Source organism: uncultured Altibacter sp., assembly GCF_963972995.1.
GTDB lineage: Bacteria > Bacteroidota > Bacteroidia > Flavobacteriales > Flavobacteriaceae > Altibacter.
In genome coordinates this window covers 102,208-121,206 of record NZ_CAXAXI010000001.1, presented here as the reverse complement: position 1 = coordinate 121,206, position 18,999 = coordinate 102,208, and the positions used below count along the sequence as shown (strand labels likewise).

Annotated in this window: 22 protein-coding genes; 11 read left to right on the top strand and 11 right to left on the bottom strand. The window is 42.7% G+C overall.

Going from position 1 to position 18,999, the window contains the following annotated elements; all coding sequences use genetic code 11:
* Positions 1 to 10: 10 nt before the first annotated feature.
* The 6 genes from map to AACZ11_RS00620 all read right to left on the bottom strand — a co-directional run bounded on the left by map (position 11) and on the right by AACZ11_RS00620 (position 5,078).
* Positions 11 to 829, bottom strand: coding sequence for a type I methionyl aminopeptidase (gene map / locus AACZ11_RS00645; RefSeq protein WP_290626205.1), 819 nt, complete (start codon positions 827 to 829; stop codon positions 11 to 13).
* Positions 830 to 838: 9 nt separating this feature from the next.
* Positions 839 to 1,243, bottom strand: coding sequence for a hydrolase (locus AACZ11_RS00640; protein WP_290626203.1), 405 nt, complete (start codon positions 1,241 to 1,243; stop codon positions 839 to 841).
* 85 nt (positions 1,244 to 1,328) lie between these two features.
* Positions 1,329 to 2,843 carry a 2,3-bisphosphoglycerate-independent phosphoglycerate mutase gene (gene gpmI, locus AACZ11_RS00635; protein ID WP_290626201.1) on the bottom strand — a complete coding sequence of 505 codons (1,515 nt, stop codon included), beginning with the start codon at positions 2,841 to 2,843 and terminating at the stop codon, positions 1,329 to 1,331.
* Positions 2,844 to 2,966: 123 nt separating this feature from the next.
* Positions 2,967 to 3,485 carry a Rid family hydrolase gene (locus AACZ11_RS00630; RefSeq protein ID WP_290626199.1) on the bottom strand — a complete coding sequence of 173 codons (519 nt, stop codon included), beginning with the start codon at positions 3,483 to 3,485 and terminating at the stop codon, positions 2,967 to 2,969.
* Between the two features lie 59 nt (positions 3,486 to 3,544).
* Positions 3,545 to 4,309: a M48 family metalloprotease gene (locus tag AACZ11_RS00625; RefSeq protein ID WP_290626197.1), complete on the bottom strand. Its 765-nt coding sequence runs from the start codon at positions 4,307 to 4,309 to the stop codon at positions 3,545 to 3,547.
* A gap of 25 nt (positions 4,310 to 4,334) precedes the next feature.
* A complete protein-coding gene (locus tag AACZ11_RS00620) occupies positions 4,335 to 5,078 on the bottom strand; it encodes a M15 family metallopeptidase (protein WP_290626195.1) in 744 nt (247 codons plus the stop codon).
* Positions 5,079 to 5,114: 36 nt separating this feature from the next.
* On the opposite strand from AACZ11_RS00620, the gene AACZ11_RS00615 reads away from it, so the two are divergent.
* Positions 5,115 to 5,549, top strand: coding sequence for a GNAT family N-acetyltransferase (locus AACZ11_RS00615; protein WP_290626192.1), 435 nt, complete (start codon positions 5,115 to 5,117; stop codon positions 5,547 to 5,549).
* A 5-nt stretch (positions 5,550 to 5,554) separates the two neighbouring features.
* On the opposite strand, the gene pepE is transcribed toward AACZ11_RS00615, so the two are convergent.
* Positions 5,555 to 6,256: a dipeptidase PepE gene (pepE, locus tag AACZ11_RS00610; RefSeq protein WP_290626190.1), complete on the bottom strand. Its 702-nt coding sequence runs from the start codon at positions 6,254 to 6,256 to the stop codon at positions 5,555 to 5,557.
* Positions 6,257 to 6,341: 85 nt separating this feature from the next.
* Between pepE and AACZ11_RS00605 the strand changes: the two genes are divergently transcribed.
* From AACZ11_RS00605 to AACZ11_RS00560, 10 genes are all read left to right on the top strand, one after another.
* The gene (locus tag AACZ11_RS00605) at positions 6,342 to 7,154 is read left to right on the top strand and encodes a carboxypeptidase-like regulatory domain-containing protein (RefSeq protein WP_290626189.1); all 813 of its coding nucleotides are present in this window, start codon (positions 6,342 to 6,344) and stop codon (positions 7,152 to 7,154) included.
* Positions 7,141 to 7,914, top strand: a complete 774-nt coding sequence (locus AACZ11_RS00600) for a carboxypeptidase-like regulatory domain-containing protein (RefSeq protein WP_290626187.1) — start codon at positions 7,141 to 7,143, stop codon at positions 7,912 to 7,914. The genes AACZ11_RS00605 and AACZ11_RS00600 overlap by 14 nt, the downstream gene beginning before the upstream one ends.
* Positions 7,915 to 7,969: 55 nt before the next feature.
* Positions 7,970 to 8,476 carry a DUF6702 family protein gene (locus AACZ11_RS00595; RefSeq protein ID WP_290626185.1) on the top strand — a complete coding sequence of 169 codons (507 nt, stop codon included), beginning with the start codon at positions 7,970 to 7,972 and terminating at the stop codon, positions 8,474 to 8,476.
* A 71-nt stretch (positions 8,477 to 8,547) separates the two neighbouring features.
* Complete coding sequence (locus AACZ11_RS00590) at positions 8,548 to 10,854, top strand: M1 family metallopeptidase (RefSeq protein WP_290626183.1); 2,307 nt, start codon at positions 8,548 to 8,550, stop codon at positions 10,852 to 10,854.
* A gap of 49 nt (positions 10,855 to 10,903) precedes the next feature.
* The gene (locus AACZ11_RS00585) at positions 10,904 to 11,224 is read left to right on the top strand and encodes a twin-arginine translocase TatA/TatE family subunit (RefSeq protein ID WP_290626181.1); all 321 of its coding nucleotides are present in this window, start codon (positions 10,904 to 10,906) and stop codon (positions 11,222 to 11,224) included.
* Positions 11,225 to 11,809, top strand: a complete 585-nt coding sequence (locus AACZ11_RS00580) for a phosphatase PAP2 family protein (RefSeq protein WP_290626179.1) — start codon at positions 11,225 to 11,227, stop codon at positions 11,807 to 11,809.
* Positions 11,810 to 12,194: 385 nt separating this feature from the next.
* Positions 12,195 to 12,680 (top strand): hypothetical protein, encoded by a 486-nt coding sequence (locus AACZ11_RS00575; RefSeq protein ID WP_290626178.1) that lies wholly within the window; start codon positions 12,195 to 12,197, stop codon positions 12,678 to 12,680.
* Positions 12,681 to 12,691: 11 nt separating this feature from the next.
* Entirely contained in the window at positions 12,692 to 13,333 is a 642-nt protein-coding gene (locus AACZ11_RS00570) for a hypothetical protein (RefSeq protein ID WP_290626177.1), read from the top strand.
* A complete protein-coding gene (locus AACZ11_RS00565) occupies positions 13,303 to 14,064 on the top strand; it encodes an ATP-binding protein (RefSeq protein WP_290626175.1) in 762 nt (253 codons plus the stop codon). Before AACZ11_RS00570 ends, AACZ11_RS00565 begins: the two co-directional genes overlap by 31 nt.
* Positions 14,065 to 14,070: 6 nt before the next feature.
* The gene (locus tag AACZ11_RS00560; RefSeq protein WP_290626173.1) at positions 14,071 to 14,709 is read left to right on the top strand and encodes a response regulator transcription factor; all 639 of its coding nucleotides are present in this window, start codon (positions 14,071 to 14,073) and stop codon (positions 14,707 to 14,709) included.
* On the opposite strand, the gene AACZ11_RS00555 is transcribed toward AACZ11_RS00560, so the two are convergent.
* The 4 genes from AACZ11_RS00555 to AACZ11_RS00540 all read right to left on the bottom strand — a co-directional run bounded on the left by AACZ11_RS00555 (position 14,706) and on the right by AACZ11_RS00540 (position 18,965).
* The gene (locus AACZ11_RS00555; RefSeq protein ID WP_290626171.1) at positions 14,706 to 15,350 is read right to left on the bottom strand and encodes an O-methyltransferase; all 645 of its coding nucleotides are present in this window, start codon (positions 15,348 to 15,350) and stop codon (positions 14,706 to 14,708) included. The genes AACZ11_RS00560 and AACZ11_RS00555 overlap by 4 nt on opposite strands.
* 99 nt (positions 15,351 to 15,449) lie before the next feature.
* Positions 15,450 to 16,535, bottom strand: coding sequence for an amidohydrolase family protein (locus AACZ11_RS00550; RefSeq protein WP_290626169.1), 1,086 nt, complete (start codon positions 16,533 to 16,535; stop codon positions 15,450 to 15,452).
* 152 nt (positions 16,536 to 16,687) lie between these two features.
* On the bottom strand, positions 16,688 to 17,473 hold the full coding sequence (locus AACZ11_RS00545; protein WP_290626167.1) for an SDR family oxidoreductase: 786 nt from the start codon (positions 17,471 to 17,473) through the stop codon (positions 16,688 to 16,690).
* A gap of 46 nt (positions 17,474 to 17,519) precedes the next feature.
* Positions 17,520 to 18,965 carry an aldehyde dehydrogenase gene (locus tag AACZ11_RS00540; RefSeq protein WP_290626165.1) on the bottom strand — a complete coding sequence of 482 codons (1,446 nt, stop codon included), beginning with the start codon at positions 18,963 to 18,965 and terminating at the stop codon, positions 17,520 to 17,522.
* Positions 18,966 to 18,999: the final 34 nt, after the last annotated feature.

The following is an 18,999-nucleotide window of genomic DNA, read 5'->3' as shown; positions in this document are numbered from 1 at the left end:
GTGTATGGTGTTACAATACCAGCGCTTTCTGTCTAAATTCGTCCTCTTCATTGCTTTTAATTCCTAAAGCCTCATAGATATAGGCAAAGGTGGAAAGCAGTTCGGGTTTGCCATCTACCAAAGCGACGTTGTGTTCGAAATGGGCGCTGGGTTTGCGATCTTGCGTTAAGATCGTCCAGCCATCCTGTAACTGTTCAATACGTCTAGTGCCAAGGTTGATCATGGGTTCGATGGCGACGGTCATCCCTTCAATGAATTTTTTGCCTCGTCCGCGTTTGCCGTAATTAGGCATTTCCGGATCCTCATGCATCTTTCTTCCTAATCCATGACCTACCAGCTCGCGTACAACGCCGTAGCCATGTGCTTCACAATGTTGCTGAATGGCATACCCAACGTCTCCCGTGCGGTTACCGGCTTTAAATTCCCGAATACCAACATACAAGGATTCTTTGGTCACTCTCAGTAATTTTTTTACGTCAGGTGCTATTTCCCCGACTTCAAAAGTATAGGCGTGATCACCGTAGAAGCCGTTTTTTATTGCACCGCAATCAATTGAAATAATATCCCCATCTTGCAGAGGTGTATCGTTCGGGATTCCATGCACGACTTGAGCATTAGGACTCATACACAGGGTGTTCGGGAAATCATATAATCCCAAAAATCCGGGTACGGCTCCATGATCACGCACACAGGTTTCGGCTATAGAATCTAAATACAGGGTTGTAACACCGGGTTTCACCTCTTTGGCAAGTTCCCCCAATGTTTTGGACACCACGAGCGCCGCTTCACGCATGAGTTCAATTTCTTCCGAAGTCTTTGGTATAATCATAGTATGTCTTTAAAAGGAAAACCAACCTTTTCTTCTCTTTTTTGTATTTCCGGTATCAGATTTGGTTTCGCCAATCAAATCCTGATAGATCTCTCCCCAACTCTTCAGTCCGCCCACATTCCTGTCGTCAATAAAGAGATCGGCGTTGATCTTTCTGCTGTATTTAGGATCGAACTCCTCTTCGGGAAAACTTTTATTAACCGCATAAAAGGTGACACCGTGTTCCTTACAAAAGGCTACTGCTTCATCAAGGGCTCGTCCGTTTCGATAGGTCCAAAGGATCAATCGGTGACCGCGTTCTTGTAGCTTCTTCAAGGTGTCGAAAGCAAAGATAATTGGCTTGCCTATTTTGGGATACTCATCCTCAACAATAGTTCCGTCAAAATCGACCGCTATGGTATAGGTTTCGTGCATGATACGTCAATCAAACGGCAAAAATACGAAGAATATTACCATTCTTAAAGTTTAATATTCAGAAGAAAAGATGGTGTAAGAAGGCTTACAACAAAGACCAACGCGTCATTACCTCCGGTTTTTCGATCCCCATCAAGGCAAGGATGGTAGGAGCTACATCACCTAAGATGCCATCGCGTATAGATTGTACTTCGCGATCAATAATGATAATGGGCACCGGATTGGTGGTATGGGCTGTATTGGGAGATCCGTCCGGATTGCGCATGGTTTCGCTGTTGCCATGGTCTGCCAGGAGGAGGGTGGCATACCCTTGGACCAATGCTTCTTCCACAATGATCTTAGCGCAAGCATCCACTGTTTCACAAGCTTTGACGGCTGCTTCAAAAACGCCCGTGTGTCCCACCATATCAGGATTCGCAAAATTCAAACAGATGAAATCAGCCGTTTTGTTTTTGATTTCCGGTAAGATCTTATCGCGCACCTCGTAGGCGCTCATCTCGGGCTGGAGGTCGTAGGTAGCCACTTTTGGAGAAGGACAAAGAATACGTTTTTCACCTTTAAAAGGCGTTTCCCGTCCGCCGTTAAAAAAGAAAGTAACGTGCGGATACTTCTCGGTTTCTGCGATGCGTATTTGCGTTTTTCCGTGACGTTCCAGCACTTCGCCCAAGGGTTCGGTAATGTTTTCCTTGTTGTAGATCACCTTGATACCTTTAAAGGAATCGTCGTAATTGGTAAGTGTTACGTAATACAACGGTATACTTTTCATACCAAAACCTTCATAATCGGTTTGAGTGAGCACTTCGGTGAGTTGCCTGCCGCGATCGGTCCTGAAATTAAAAAAGAGTACTACATCCCCTTCAGAAATGGTAGCTCGCGGCTCACCGTGGTTTGTCATCACAATAGGTTCCAAAAATTCATCTGTAATCCCTTCGGAATAACTAGTCTCAATACTTTGAACTGCGTCTTCTGAAGCTGTACCTTTTCCGAAGACTAACAGATCGTATACTCTTTTTACACGTTCCCAGCGCTTATCGCGATCCATGGCGTAGTACCTTCCTATCACCGAAGCTAAGGAGCCTGTAGTCTTAGCCATGTGATCCTCCAACGATTTTATATGCCCTGCACCCGATTTAGGATCGACATCACGTCCATCAGTGAAGGCATGTACGAAAACATCAGTAAGGCCAGTGGTTTGTGCGGCTGTCAATAGTCCTTTTAAATGTTCTATGTGCGAATGAACGCCTCCATTAGAGACCAACCCAAGAAAATGTACTTTTTTATGATATTCCTTGGCATACTGAAACGCCTTTTTCAACTCGGGTTCGTCTTGCAATGTGCCGTTCTGAATGGCAAGATTGACTTTGGCCAAGTCTTGGTATACAATGCGACCGGCTCCAAGATTCATGTGTCCTACCTCGCTGTTTCCCATTTGTCCATCGGGAAGTCCCACATTCATTCCATGTGTAAGTAATTGCGCATTTGGATATTTCTTATACAACGAATCGATAAAAGGGGTATGGGCTTGAGCGATGGCAGACACCGAAGGATCTTGCGTTACACCCCAACCATCCAGGATCAAGAGAAGGACCTTTTTGTTCATACGGCAAAGATACTCACAAAGTACGTGTAAAAAAATAAAGGTTTTTTACTATTTAAAAGCCGGTTGCGTGCTTACCTAAAAAGAGCACTTCCCCCTTCACCGCTTGTTTAGTGCTTGCAGTGATCACTCAGATTTATGTGCCTCAATCTCTATTTCTACCATAAACTCAGGTAGTGCCAAGGATGTTACCTCAACCCATGTGCCCGTTGGGAACTGATTTTTGTAGATATCGGCTCTATAAGCTGATTTTTCGAGTAATTGCGGCATATTGGTTGTAAAAATGTTTTCAACCACTACGTCATCAAAAGTACAGCCGTAATGGTTTAATATCTTCTCAATGTCTGCGTAGCAATTTTTCATTTGTTGTTCCATGTCATCAATTGCCGTGGGAGTTCCTTGATCGTCCATGCTCACAGCACCGGAGATTTTTATACTGTTCCCAATTTTTACGGCATGGGAGTACCCATACGCTTTTTCTACTTCAGGTCGAAGCGAGAAATACTCAGGCTTTTCAGAGGCCACGATCATTTCCTTTTCAACTTCTTTGGTTTCCTCTTTTTCCTTTTCTTCACAACTTTGGAATGTAAAAGCCACGACAAAAAACAATGTAAGCAATAACAGTCTGTTGGTTAATTTTTTCATGTTGATTGGTTTTAGTGTTTAGTTTTTGAGCGTTTGGATCTTTGGTATAATGAAATTATTCACGATCCTCCGTATTTTTTAATGGCCTCCATAATGTGTTCTATTCGGTTCTCCGGATCAGGATGCGTACTCTTAAATTCGGGAGCACGGTTTGGTCCAGCGGCATCTTTAAGGATTTGCATCACTTCGATCATTTCATACGGATCGTAGCCTGCCTTGATCATGAAGCGTACGCCCAGATCGTCGCTCTCCAGTTCGTCATCACGACCGTTACCTAGTAACACATTTTGACCGATACCTGCCACAACATTTCCGGCATCGGCTCCCACCGAAGCACCTTGGGCCAGTGTTTGCCAAAACTCGCTGTTGGCAATACGTTCGGCAGAGTGTCGTCCTAGTACATGACCGACTTCGTGCCCCAATACTCCGGCCAACTGATCTTCGTTTTCCAGTTTGGAAAGCAAGGCATACGTGATAAATATCTGTCCGCCGGGAAGTGCAAAAGCATTAATAGTATTGGGATCGGCCAGCAAATGGAATTCATAACGATAGGGGGTGTCACGAGCCACCGTGTTGTCAACCAACTTGGCACCAACCATATCTACATATGCCTGCATCTGTTCGTCCGGGTAGAGTCCGCCGTATTCGGCAGCCATCTGTGGGGCGCTTTGCAAGCCAATGGCGATCTCTTCTTCTGTGGTCAATGAGATCGCTTGCTCCTTGCCGGTGTATGGGTTTTCTTCGGTCATGGCACATTTTCTAAAAAATGCAAAAGCGACTATGGCCAATCCAATCAGTATGCGAATTTTCCAGCTACCTCTCATGAGTTTCAGATTTTGAATTCTAAATTTACGAAAGTAATTCGGGATTGATATCTAAAATATTTTCGTTTCGGTAGGTAGCGATAAATGCTTCGGAAAAATGCTGCGCTCCCAGGATCTTCTCTTCCTGAAGGATCTTTTGCACATCTAGCTTTTTGTAGGCTTTCAGCATGGGTATAGAAACGGGTGCGTAGCTAAAGTGCCACGGCTCGTATTTAAATCCTTTTCGATGTGCATTGTCTGTGTATACTTCGTAGAAACCAAATGTATTGGCATGCCGGTTCATCCATTCCTTAAGTCTGCAAAAAGGACCTGTGCCGTGAAAATGTTCCGGTTGAAGTACATTCTGAGGTCGAGGAACACTACTGTCTATAAGGTCCAGGTCTGTCCCCCAATGATGTCTTGAAGTACCGGGAATGGTAGAGTATTCAATAATTTTTGTAATCGCTTCGGAAGGAGATAAGCCTTGATCTGTAAAGCGACGGTACTTGCCTTCGAAGATCTCTTTTTGCCGTTGAAAACTTCGGTAGGCAGAAACGACTTCAATCGTAATCCCTTCCGCAGCCGCTTCTTGCTTCATTCTTTCAAAAGCTGCTTTTGCTTCTTTGTGCATCTTGGAAGTATACGAATCACCCGTGATGTCCGGATTGCCTTTGCCTATAAGTTGATCCCGCGTAAAAATATCTTGCAAGACTGTAAAGGAGAATTGTGGCACTAAGCTTACACCCAGTGCAGCCGCCCCGCTTATTTTTATGAATTTACTTCGCTTCATTTTATATCTTAGTCCTGTTCTAAAAGTAGTACTATTTTGAAAGATACCAATATCGAGATCCGTTTAATCGCCAAACAAGATATCACAAGCATCGTGCCTTTGCTGCAAAAATTGGGGAGTTACAGTATCTCTGAAGCTGTTCTAACGGAACGGGTACAGGAGATGGCCTCCCAAAACTACCAATGTCTTGGCATTTATACTTCAGAAACGCTAATAGGTACGTGCGGTATGTGGTTCCAAACCAGACATTATGCGGGGAAAAGCATGGAGATCGATCATGTGATCATTGAAGAGGCTTATCGCAATCGTGGCCTTGGTAAAGATCTTATGGAATTTATTTATGCCTACGCTCGGCAAAAAAATTGCAATTGGATTGAGTTAAACACATACGTACATAATTTTCCTTCGCATAAATTCTATTACAATCAGGGGTTTGTCGCTAAGGGGTATCACTTCATTAAAGAATTGTAAATCGTTTAGAAAGACACTATCGAGTTCGTGTCTAGTTCATACGGGTCCTTTCCTTGTTTATAGATACGTGCGTTTAAGGTACCTCGTAACGTGATAGTGTCGCCGTTCACTTCAAGCCAACTGCCTTCCCTAAGCCCTATCACTGGAATGGTGTTTTGTGTGTGAAACTCCTTGATGCGTGTTTCCCGGGTCTCGCCCATATGGTTGCTGGAGGGATCGGGATCCAAGAAATGCGGATTGATATTAAAAGGAAGAACCCCCAACGTTTTGAAGGAGGGAGGATAGACAATGGGCATATCGTTAGTAGTTTGCATGGTAACACCACAAATATTGCTGCCTGCACTCGTACCTAAATAGGGAATGCCGTTGAAGATCACTTCCCTTAAGGGTTGCATTAATTGCAATTGATGTAGCGCTGTGACAAGAACAAAGGTATTGCCGCCTCCCGTAAAAACACCTGTGGCTTCCCGCAAAGCTTGTTGTGGGTTTGTAAACGTGTGAAGTCCTCGCAGTTCTTTTCCTATTTTCTTGAAAGCTTCGGAAGCTTTTTCGGTGTAGGCATCGTGTGTCATTCCGCCGGGTCGAGCGTAGGGAATAAAGATCACTTCTTTGGTGTTTTTATATAATTCGGAAAGTGTTTCAGATAAATAGTCTAAATAGCCGCCGCCGTACACCGTCGAGGTACTTGCTACAATTAGATTCTTCATAGGGTAGGTTCTAAAAGAGTAAATTTAACAATATCCACCGAAACCTTATGACTTTGATAAGAAAACAAATCCATACTTTTAAAGTATGAGAAAAAAGTACTTTTTACTTCTACTAATCTTTGTTCCGCTATGCGGAATGGCACAGCAGGACATTGAGCGGGTGTTGGTCAAAGGAAAGATCACGGCGCCCATAGGGGAGGATGTAGAAAGTGTAAGTGTCTATAATATTTCTTCACAAAAAGGAACCATCACCAATGCCGAAGGTCTTTTTGAATTGGAAGTGGCAGAGAATGACCGGGTGCAAGTCACGGCTTTACAGTTTCAAAGTTTCACGGTCATCGTGGATGCCGGCGTGATTGAAAGTGAGCGCATGGCGATCTACCTCAACCCTGCCGTGAATCAATTGGAAGAAGTGATTGTTCGCCCGTATGACCTTTCAGGGAACATCATAGCCGATCTCAATCGTATTAAAACAGCTACGATCAATCCGGGGTGGGACCTCTCGTATGAAACCCTTGAGTTCGAATACGAATTTTCTGCAGACGAGTCCACTTCCGTAAAAGGCAATAAAGCCGAAGAAGCTTATTACAACGGGCAGAAACAAGCTAGTTTAGATTTTGTAGGCTTGGCAGGACTTCTTTTTCCGAAGAAGAATAAAAATGCCGAACAAGAGTTTGCAAATAAACTTATATTACACACCGCACTGCGACAGCGTTTTAGCAACTCCTACGTTTCTGAAACGTTCGGTATACCGGAGAATCGGGTAAATGACTTTCTTTATTTCCTGGAAGAAAGGGGGGTGAAAAGAGAATTACTAAAAGCCGAAAATGAATTGCTGTTGCTGGCTTTTATACAGCGTGAAAGCGCAATGTACCTGAAAAAACTTGACAGTAAATAAATTTTTTATTACAGGTGTTTTTTATTTTCTTGCTTGGAAGTCAGCAGGACAAGAGCGAATACTGCAAGGGAAAATCACCAACGAAGCGGATGTGGAAGGTATCCACATTTTAAATAAAAGTTCCCATTACAATTCGGTAACAGATGCTCTGGGAAATTTTTCGATCACAGTACGGGAGCAGGATACCCTTTTAATCTCTTCTGTGAATTTTGTTCCACAAACCATCATTGTCACCAAAGAACACTATGAAAATCGAATACTTGTAATTTTTTTAAACCCGCTTGTGAATGAACTAAAGGAAGTCGTTTTTGGTCCCAATCTTTCAGGAAATTTAGAAACCGACATTAAAAACATAAAAACCGAAAAGCCTTTAAATTTTAATGATGTCGGCATTCCCGGCTTCAAAGGAAAGGGGGAGGAAAAGATCGTGCCTATCGTGCCTTATTTAGGACTTGCAACTGCCGTAGATCTGGAGGCCATGTATAAGCATTTAAGTGGGTATTACCGAAAATTGAAACTGAAAAGGAAATGGGACCATGAGAATGTAACAGTACAGCATATAATCGCTTTTTATACGGCGTCCTTCTTTGAAGAAGCCTATACGATACCAAGGGGAAAATTAGAGGATTTCTTACTGTTTTGTATCGAAACCTCCAATCTGCAAAGCGATTTTGAGAATGAACAATATGCATTGGTGTTAGAAACCTTTCAAATCCGAAGCGCTATTTACAATGCACGAAGTTTTGAAAAAAAGGAATAGTCTTTGTAACGAATACCTTCACACAGCGTCTAATACCATTTGAAACATTCATTTAATGAGATTTTTATTCTATAGTGTTCTGCTATTAGTATTCCCGATACTTACAAGTGGTTCTGAAGCCCATAAGTTCTATGTGAGTACCACGACCATCGAGTATGTTGAAGAAAAACAGTCCTTGCAAATAATTAGTAAGATCTTTGTGGACGATATTGAGGATGTTTTACAACTACGGTATGATCCTTCTATTTCAATCGGTACGAAAAAAGAAACGGGAGAAGATGCCGAATACTTGAAAAAATATATCCTTCAAAAGTTCAAAGTCTTAGTCAACGGGAAACCCGTTACCCTCACGTATATAGGAAAGGAATACGATATTGACGTGCTTAAAGTATATATTGAGATCACCAAAGTTCCGAAGCTTTCTTCCTTAGAAGTCGAAAATGAGATCTTGTTTGAAATGTTCGAGGATCAGCAAAATATCATTCATTTAAAAACACCGGCAAAACGCAGGAGTATGGTTTTGGATAAAGACAATCCTAAAGGATTGTTAAATTTAGAATGAACCGCCTCTTAAATATATAATTAGACCTATTTTTAAACTCTTAAAATTTTTATAAAATCTCTCTTACCATTATGAAAGTAGCAAAGTACCTCTCTATGGTCGTTCTATTCCTAATCGCAGGAATAAGTCACGCTCAAGATGAAAGTGAAACCCCTAAAAGGGAACCCGGACATTACAACAACAACCGCTTCAAGCAATTGTACGAAGAATTCTCAACACCCAATGTGTTTAGAACGGCTAGTGGAGCCCCGGGCCCCCAATACTATCAGCAACAAGCCGACTATGTAATGGATATCATTTTAGATGATAAGAACACTAAGCTATACGGAAATGAAACCATCACCTATACCAACAATTCACCCGACGTTCTGGAGTTTTTGTGGGTACAGCTCGACCAAAATGTTCGTGCCAAAGATTCAAAATCGCCGTTGATAGAACCTAGCGGGGCAACACCTGCACAAATGACAGGTAGTTTTGTAGGTCAATATATGGGCGCGCCTTTTGATGGAGGGTTCAATATTCAGGAAGTGAAGAATGCCAAAGGAGGAGATCTTCCTTATACGATCAACCAGACCATGATGCGTGTAGAAATGCCTTCAGCATTAAAGCCGGGCGAAAAATTTACTTTTTCTATTAAATGGTGGTACAATATTCCGGATCATACCGTGGACCGTGCTCGAAGTGGGTACGAGACCTTTGCCGACGGGAACCGTGGGTATGTGATTGCACAGTTCTATCCGCGTATGGCTGTCTATAATGATGTGGAAGGATGGCAAAACAGTCAGTTCTGGGGGCGGGATGAGTTCGCTTTACCTTTCGGAGACTTCGAAGTGAATATTACAGTTCCGGCCGACCATACTTTGGATGCTACAGGAGTTTTGTTAAACAGAAAAGAGGTCTTTTCGAAAGAAATGATGAATCGTTACGAGCAAGCTAAGAAAACGTACGATAAGCCGGTGCTTATTGTAACGCAAGCCGAAGCAGAAGCAGCCTCTAAAGGGTTTGCAACAAATACCAAGACTTGGAAATTCAAAGCAGAGAACGTACGTGATTATGCATTTGCCACATCACGGCGCTTTATTTGGGATATGATGGCCGTAAAGATTGGCAACAAAGATGTGATGGCCGTATCGGTGTATCCGCCGGAAGGAAATCCGTTATGGGAAGATTATTCCACGATGGTGGTTGCCAGTACCTTGAAGACCTACTCTCGAATGGCCTTCGATTACCCGTATCACAAAGCCATCTCTGTACATGCAAAGAATCAAGGAATGGAATATCCAATGATTTGCTGGAATTACGGGCGTCCGGATGAAGACGGAAATTACAGCGAACGCACTAAATACGGAATGATAAGTGTCATCATCCACGAAGTGGGGCACAATTATTTCCCCATGATCGTAAATAGTGATGAGCGGCAATGGACTTGGATGGACGAGGGATTAAACACCTTTGTGCAATACGTGGCCGAGCAGGATTTTGGCGAATGGTATCCGGAAGCGATCGCTCCTAACAAATCCTATCCTTCCCGTCGCGGCCCGGCTAAGAATATTGTGGACTACATGGCCGGAGACCAAAGTTCATTGGCGCCTATCATGACCAAAGGATTGAACACCTATAATTTTGGTGCTAATGCCTATTCAAAACCGGCCACCGGATTGAACATACTGCGAGAAACCATTATGGGCCGTGAGTTGTTCGATTATGCCTTTAGGGTCTATTCACAACGTTGGATGTTCAAACATCCAACGCCTGAGGATTTTTTCCGCACTATGGAAGATGCTTCGGCAGTAGATCTGGATTGGTTTTGGAGGGCTTGGTTCTATACCACCGACTTTACAGATATCGGTGTGAAGGAAGTAAAGAAATTCTACGTGACTTCAAAAATGAATAAAGAAGTAAGAGAGATGATGGAAGCGAGAGGCATGAAGGAAAGTGACCTGCCGCCTTTGGTATATTTGGTAGAGGAGGGAAGCGAAGATTTTGAGGAAAGTATGCGTAATGCAACATTAGAAGATGTAAAAACGCTTCAGGAGTACATTATGGACAACGTTTCAGCACAGGATCGCGCGAAATTGAAGAGTCCTAAGTATTTCTATGAAGTGATTTTTGAAAAACCGGGAGGAATCCCCATGCCTATCATTGCAGAATATACATACAGTGACGGAACCACCGAACGAATCACCTATCCGGCCGAGATCTGGAGGAAGAACGATGAAACTGTTGGAAAAGTGATCGCTTCAGAAAAAGAGATCACCAAGATCGTTGTGGATCCCGACGAGGAAACTGCCGATATCGATACATCTAATAACACTTGGCCAAAACGCAAACAATTAGGTGAATTCGATCAGTTCAAGAATGATACGAAGGGAGAATAAACCTCTCTTATATAAACTGAAAGCCTCGTTACTTTAACGGGGCTTTTTTATGTCGAGTGCGAAACTTCCGTATATTTGCGGTATGAATTTCAGTAGTTTCTTTTTATTCATAAGTGGTGCGGAGATCGCATTTATTCTCTTTATCGTGCTCATGGTATTTGGTGCCGATAAAGTGCCGGAGATCGCTCGCGGATTGGGTAAGGGAATGCGGCAGATCAAGGATGCGACCAATGACATTAAAAGCGAAATAAGTAAGAGCGCCGAAAAACAAGGCATCGATCTCGATATCACCAAAGACGTGCGAAAGGAGATCGATAAAGTGAAGGAGGATGTGGACGAGATCACCGGGCCGGTAAAAAGAAAATTCTAAATGTTCGAGGCACTCAAAGAATGGGATCGTAAACTATTCATTTTCCTGAATAATCTGGGAATTGAGCAATACGATGGTTTTTGGTTGTTTGTTACACAAATCGAATCTTGGATTCCTCTTTTTCTTTTCATTGTAGCGTTGATCTTCTATTACTATAAAGGAAGAAAAGGAGCTGTAGTTTTTGCGTTTGTCCTGTTAACTTTTGCTATAACGCTTTTTATCACAGATACGACCAAAGATTTTGTGGCGCGGTTGCGCCCTAACAATGTAGTTGCTTTTTCTGAACTCATCCGCATCTTACAAAAGCCCGCTACCTTTAGTTTCTTTTCGGGTCATGCTTCTTCCAGTTTTTCAATTACCACCTTTACTGTACTATCCCTCCGGCGGTTTAATCACTCCATCTACCTCATGTACCTATGGCCGCTGATCTTTGTATTGAGCAGAATCTACGTAGGGGTTCATTATCCTAGTGATATCCTTGTAGGCGCTATGGTAGGTACGATCATGGGGTATTTGTTCTACAAAGTATCGAAGCGGGTGTTGCGGTACATGGAAGGTGATAGATCGTCCAAATCGTTAGAATAATAAAAGAACAATACCCTCCCCAAAGCTGCTTACGTCTTGAAGAGGGCATTGCTGGATACTATTGGCTAATTATACTTTTTCTGAACACTTCAAAGATGCGATATTTATTTTCGGGTATCTAGAGTAAAACAACTGATTTTAGCACGAGATAACTCCTGTTTTTTAATGTTATAAAAAAGAAGATATGTCCAAGATACCCCTTAAGAGTAGCGAGGTAAAACATGGCAGGTCTTAGGGGAAAAACCCCTATTCTTTGTCATAGAAAACATGATAAAGGTCTGAAAAACAGAGATATACATTGATTTCTAAATTGCCTAAGTTTTAGGCTGCATTTTTGTAAGATTTAAATACCTAATTTTACGGAAACCTTAAAAATCAATAGATTATGAAATCATTTTTTCAAAACATGCTAGCATGTTCTGCAGTAATAGCACTTGTTATTGTATGTGCATCTTGCGATCCTCAAGTGGAACCGCCCCAACAAACCATTAGCTACGAAGAAGCGAATGCGTTAGAAGAAGATTTTATTGAAACACGCTATAATGTAATCAATGCCGCTCTTGGATACCAAGATACCCGTGAATTTTGGTTCTCGCTGGATACTCTTAAAAAGTATATTGAGTATGTAGAGTACGAAGCGCGTAACCAAGGGCTAGAGAATTTAGGTATGCGTATCTATTTTGGGGCCTATCCGCAAAACAGCAATTATCCCGATGCCGGCTATTCTACGGTTTTTTTGGTGCCTACTACACAACAGGCTCCGTCCGATCTTAGAAAAGGATTCCTGCCTGTGCAACCATCCAACAACAATATTGGCGGAATACCACCTTTAAATTATTCTCAAGGAGGGCAACCCCCAACTAACTATTGATTCCATAGCGTATGGAGATTCAACCATTGTCCATAATTCCTTTAGTTCTAGAGCTTACGGCAGCCATTCTTGCAACAATTTATTTTGGAAAATATAAGGAGTCCACCGAAAAGTTCTTCTTGTATTTTCTATGGTATACTTTTATGGTTGAACTTCTAGGTGCCTATTTGGGATATGTGGCCGATGTTAAAAATTTCTGGCTATACAATGCATTTACCATTACTAGTTTCCTTTTTTACTTTTATTGGTATCACAGTATTTTAGAGAGTCAATTATTTAAGAGGCTTGTGTTTCTTTTGAGTGCAATTTTTTTGATTGTAGCTGCTTGGAGTTTGGTGTATCAAAGCTGGGTGGAATATCATAAATTCACATTTATTACGGGTGCACTAAGTGTCCTTATTCTTACACTGTTCCACTTTTACCAATTGTTGAATAGTGATGAAGTACTAATAGTGAAATACAAACTTAGTTTTTGGATCTCTACAGCGCTTTTGTTATTCTATATGGGAATGATCCCACTGTTTTCTTTATCTGGATACATTGAATTTAGAGGATTGAGTTATTTGGTAATTTTATTAATTCTTAATAGTATTCTTTACGGCTGCTATAGCATCGGATTTATATGGACGAAAAAGAAGTACAATCGTTTTTAATTATATTCTCGGTTATTGCCCTGTTTTTGGCACTCACTGTTATACTTCTATTTGCCATTTTTCAGAAGCGAAAGAACAAATTGATTCAGGAGCAACAAGAAGCCGAAAATCGATTTCAGGAGGAATTGATAGAGACCCAGATCGAGATCAAAGAAGACACATTGCGCAATGTGAGCTGGGAATTACACGATAATATTGGTCAACTGTTAACATTGGCAAAAATACAGTTGCAAAATGCAAAAGGGAGTCCGGAGGCGATCGAAGAAGCCATAACGACCATTGGCACGAGTTTAAATGAATTGCGCAGTCTCTCCAAACTCATCAATCCCAGTACGCTAAACAATTTGTCGCTCGTGGAGGCCTTGCAACAGGAAGTAGAGCGTTTTAATCGTTTGAAGTACCTGGAAGCTTCGCTAAGTCATACCGGAACTTCTTTTTTCATTGATAATAAGAAAGAGATCATTATCTTTAGGATGCTTCAGGAGTTCTTTACCAATACCGTGAAACATTCCAAAGCCTCGAATCTTAGTGTGAATGTGGATTACAGTAACAATGTTCTTCAAATAATAGCGCGGGACAATGGGGTGGGATTCGATACTTCAGAAAGTACCATAAAGAAAGGAATTGGTTTAAGCAACATTCGAAACAGAGCCAGACTAATAGGAGCCGATGTGAAAATAACTTCGGAACCTAACGAGGGAACCCAGTTTTCACTAACCTATACAAATTGATGTGTTATGAAGTATTCGGTAGTTGTTGTAGACGATCACAATTTACTCTCTCAGGCCATAGGAGGTCTTATAGATGATTTTGAACAGTTCAAAATACTATATCTGTGTAATAACGGACAAGAACTAATAGAGAAGTTTAAGAATCCCAGAAATATTCCGGACATCGTTCTCATGGATGTCAACATGCCTATCTTAAATGGTATTGAGACCACAGACCATTTACGGCAACATTTTCCCCAAGTAAAAGTATTGGCATTGTCCATTGAAGAAGATGAAAACACCATCCTTAAAATGCTGCGCGCCGGTGCCAAAGGATATCTCATGAAAGACGCCAAAAAGAGCGAACTGCAAAATGCCCTGCTTGAAGTTATAAAAAAAGGGTATTACCACACTAATACCGTAGCAAAGATATTGGTCGACTCACTGGTGCCAAAAGAAAGTTCAGTAGCTTCGTTAAAGGAGCGCGAGATCGAGTTTATTAAACATGCCTGTACCGAAATGACCTATAAAGAGATCGCAGATCAAATGTGCTTAAGTTATAAGACCATAGAAGGTTACAGAAATGTATTGTTTGAAAAATTAAACCTGCGCAACCGTACCGGCTTGGTGCTTTATGCCATAAAAAATAAGATCTTTATACCTTAATCTTTTACGCGTGAAATGGTGAGTCCGTCGCGAATAGGAAGCAGCACGGTCTCTAAACGCGGATGTTCGTTCAACAGTTTATTGTAGGTTACTAGCGCTTTGGTGTCTTCGTCATCCGCTGCTATAGATCTCACTACCTTGCCGCTCCACAGTACATTGTCACTTAAAATGACAGCGCCTTTGGATAGCTTCGGAAGAAGGATCTCAAGATACCGTGGATAGTTGATCTTGTCTGCGTCGATAAAGACCAGGTCGAAGGGTTGCTGTAACTTCGGAAGGAGCTCTAATGCCTCTCCGGTATGCTGAATGATCTGTGCACCCCAACCGGATTTGTCAAAATATTTACGCTGAAGATCGTACAGCTCCTCATTATGATCGATCGTGTGCAGCACTCCTTCCGAAGCCATTCCTTCAGCCAAACACAGCGCCGAATACCCCGTGTAAGTGCCTATTTCCAGAATGTACTTTGGCCGAATAAGTTTTGAGATCATGCTTAACACCCGTCCTTGAAAATGCCCGCTAAGCATACGTGGAGCCAAGACTTTTAACCAAGTTTCTCGGTTCAATTCCTGTAATAATTGGGGTTCCCGCTGCGAATGATCAACTGCGTAGGCATCTATTTCTGGAGGAAGAAAATCCATGTATTTGTATTGAGTATTACGAATTGAGAATGGAGTATTGGTTGTATGGAAGCAATTTCCCTCTTCCTGCTTCCTTGCGCCAACTTCCAACTAACTAGATTATTCACCTAAGATCCGTTTCATTAATTTTTTCTTGGCTGCTTCATCATCTCCGCACAGCCATTGGATCACATTGTCTTCCCATATCGCATCGCACTGTTCAGAATTGAGGATCTTTCGTTCCATAGCAAGATCTAGGATCTTCCCGGGATACGAAGACTGCTGTAAACTTTCCATTTCTCCCAACGGATACGGATCATCTAATCCCATAAGAACTTGTTTCGCTCCCTGATTCTTTACCAAAAGCTCCAGAGAACCTGTATCATGTACAAGGGTATCGAAAAATATATTCTTATGACCAACGGCTCTCCGCGGATGTACTTTACCTTCAAAAAGGTCGGGTCTGCCATCGAAACCTTGTATGCGCCTTCCCAGGTTGATCTGTGCCAATTGTCCCCCATGTGCAAAACAGGTACGCATGTTCGGAAATTTATCGGCGTAGCCGTTCAGAGTTAAAAAATGATAAGCATCTGCACACTGCGCCAGCATCCATATTAAGTGGAACCGCCAGGCCGTATTTTCCAATAAGATAAATTTCTCCCCGTCGTAGGGGTGGATTTCCACAGCCAGATTGTATTTGCTGGCCAGCTCAAAAATGGGTTCGTTCTCTTCATCAAAGATACAGCGCCAAGTGCCAATAGTGTCCATGTAATGCGTGGGCAGACACAACAACTGTAAGCCCAATTCCTCCACACAACGCTCTATTTCCCACAAAGCACCCCGTACAAAGCCCGGATGGACCACAAACCCACAAGTGAATTTCGACGGATGGTCGTGTTGTACTTTAGCGTTAAAATCGTTCTGAAACCGAAGGGCCTGTTTCATTTCTTCCACCCGTAACCCGTTCCCGTAAAGCTGTGACAAATTAAGGACCACCGCATGGTCGATCTTAAAACGCTCCATCCATTCCAGTTTTTCGTTTAGGAAAAAACTCGAATCCGTTACGGGACGACTCCAGTTTTTCTGAAGCATGAACTTTCGGTCCTTGTCCACCCAAAAAATCCCTTTATCCTTCATGAATTGCGGGATCTCTTCCGGATACGGAAGAAGGTGTGAATGACCATTTATGCGAAGTTTTCGTTTCATAGGTTTCGTTTCATTGTTTTTTGGCGGACTCTCGCTCGATCGCTCGACCGGGCTTTCCGCGCTACACGGTAGCTTGCTCCAATCCCTGCCCGGACTCCATGGAAGCACCGATTCCTAAAGCTCAAGGTTTGGGCACAGATGTCAGGTTAAAGTTACAAACTTTTCGTCCTTCCACCATCAACAGGCAAGTTAATTCCGTTGATATAACTCGCAGCCTCACTGGCAAGAAAAGCCACCGCATTAGCAACCTCTCCCGGTTGTGCAAAACGTTTTGCGGGAACTAATTGTTTCATGAATTCGCCTGCCTCTTTCTCAGACTTATTCATCTTATTGGCTGCATTTGCAACAATATCGTCAAGTCGGTCTGTAGCCGTGAATCCGGGTAAGACATTGTTCACGGTAATGCCGTGGGCTCCCAGTTCATTCGCCAAGGTCTTGCTCCAATTGGCCACCGCACCCCGTATGGTGTTACTCACACCTAATCCGTCAATGGGTTGCTTCACCGAGGTCGAGATAATATTGATAATACGGCCATAATCTGCTTTCTTCATGCCGGGTACCACTGCCTGTACCAAGATTTGGTTGCATATAAGGTGTTGGGTGAAAGCTTTTTCAAATTCAGAAGTAGCGGCCTCAAAAATGGGACCTCCTTTGGGACCTCCGGTATTATTTAATAAGATATGGAATGTTTTTTCTGCGGTCGCAATGGATGCTTTCTCTCTCAACGTATCGGGATTATTGAAATCGGCTACAAAATAATTGTGTTTTTGTCCCTTTTCAAATGGAAGTTCCAACAAGGTATGCTTCAGTTTTTCTTCATCACGAGCGACCAAAGTAACGGTAGCTCCCAACTTGGCCAATTGAATCGCAGACGCTTTTCCAATTCCGGCGGTACTTCCGCAGATCAAGGCATTCTTATTTGTGAGATCTAAATTCATATTCTTAGTTTTTTAAATTAACTTCCAACTTCCAACTTCCAACTTCCTACTCATACTTAATACACACATTCTTTGCTTCCGTAAAAAACCGTAAGGCTTCAAAACCACCTTCGCGGCCCACGCCGCTGTCTTTCACACCACCAAAGGGTGTACGGAGATCACGATTGAGCCATGTATTTACCCACACAATACCTGCTTCCAATTGTTTTGAGACACGCATGGTTCGGTTTAGGTCGTTGGTCCATACCGTCGCAGACAGGCCATAGCGAACGCCATTGGCCATTTTTAACGCTTCTTCCTCGGTATCGAAAGGCATAAGCGTGACCACCGGTCCAAAGATCTCTTCCTGATTTACCCGACATTGGTCGTCGAAAACTTCAATAACGGTAGGTTGCAAGAAATATCCGTTTTCTAGTCCATTCACGGTCACCGCTTGCCCTCCATAGAGGATGGTTCCGCCTTCTTCTTCAGCCAACCGAATATAAGACTGAACCTTTTCCAAATGTGGCTTAGAGACCAATGCTCCCAAGTCGCTTTCGGCATCAAAAGGGTCACCTACCTTGAGCTTACTCACTTTTGTCACGAAATCTTTCTTAAAGCGCTCGAATAAAGGTCGTTCAATGAAGATCCTGCTTCCGCAGAGACATATCTGCCCTTGGTTGGCAAAGGAAGATTTTACGGTAACAGCCAGCATGGTGTCATAGTCACAATCGGCAAAGATGAGGTTGGGATTCTTACCGCCCAATTCCAACGATAATTTTTTAAACATGGGAGCGGCCGTACGCGCCAAGTGTTCACCGGTTTTAGTCCCTCCGGTAAAAGAGATTGCTTTAATGTGTGGGTGTTCTACGATGGCCTGACCGGCCGTGGGACCATCCCCATGTACGATGTTAAGTACACCTTTAGGTAGCCCGGCTTCACTGCAAATATCACCTAGCAAAGAGGCGGTCATGGGGGTTACTTCACTGGGTTTGGCAACGACGGTATTCCCTGCTGCCATAGCCGGTGCGATCTTCCAGGTGAACAAGTACAGCGGTAAGTTCCAGGGAGAGATACATCCTACGACACCAATGGGTTGTCGCAAGGTGAAATTCATGGAGCCTAGACCTACACTCTCATGCGCTTCACTCGAAAACTGTGTAATGGCGTGCGCAAAAAAACGGAAATTACTAGATGCCCTAGGGATATCTACTGCCAATGCAAGACTCAAAGGTTTTCCGTTGTCCTTAGCTTCGGCTGTCGCTAAATCCAACATGTTCTTTTCGATCAATGATGCGATTTTCAAAAGTATACGACTGCGTTCTTCAATTGGCGTATTGGACCATGCAGGAAAGGCATTGCGAGCCGCCTTATAGGCTGCGTTGACATCGTTTATATTGCTGTTGGCTATGTGAGCATATACTTCCCCATTGCTGGGATTATAATTATCCAACCAATCGCCGGATATAGGATCGCAGTAGTTGCCGTTTATATAATTTAGGATTTTCTGCATACGTTCATTATTTTACAGGATCAGTTTACTTTCG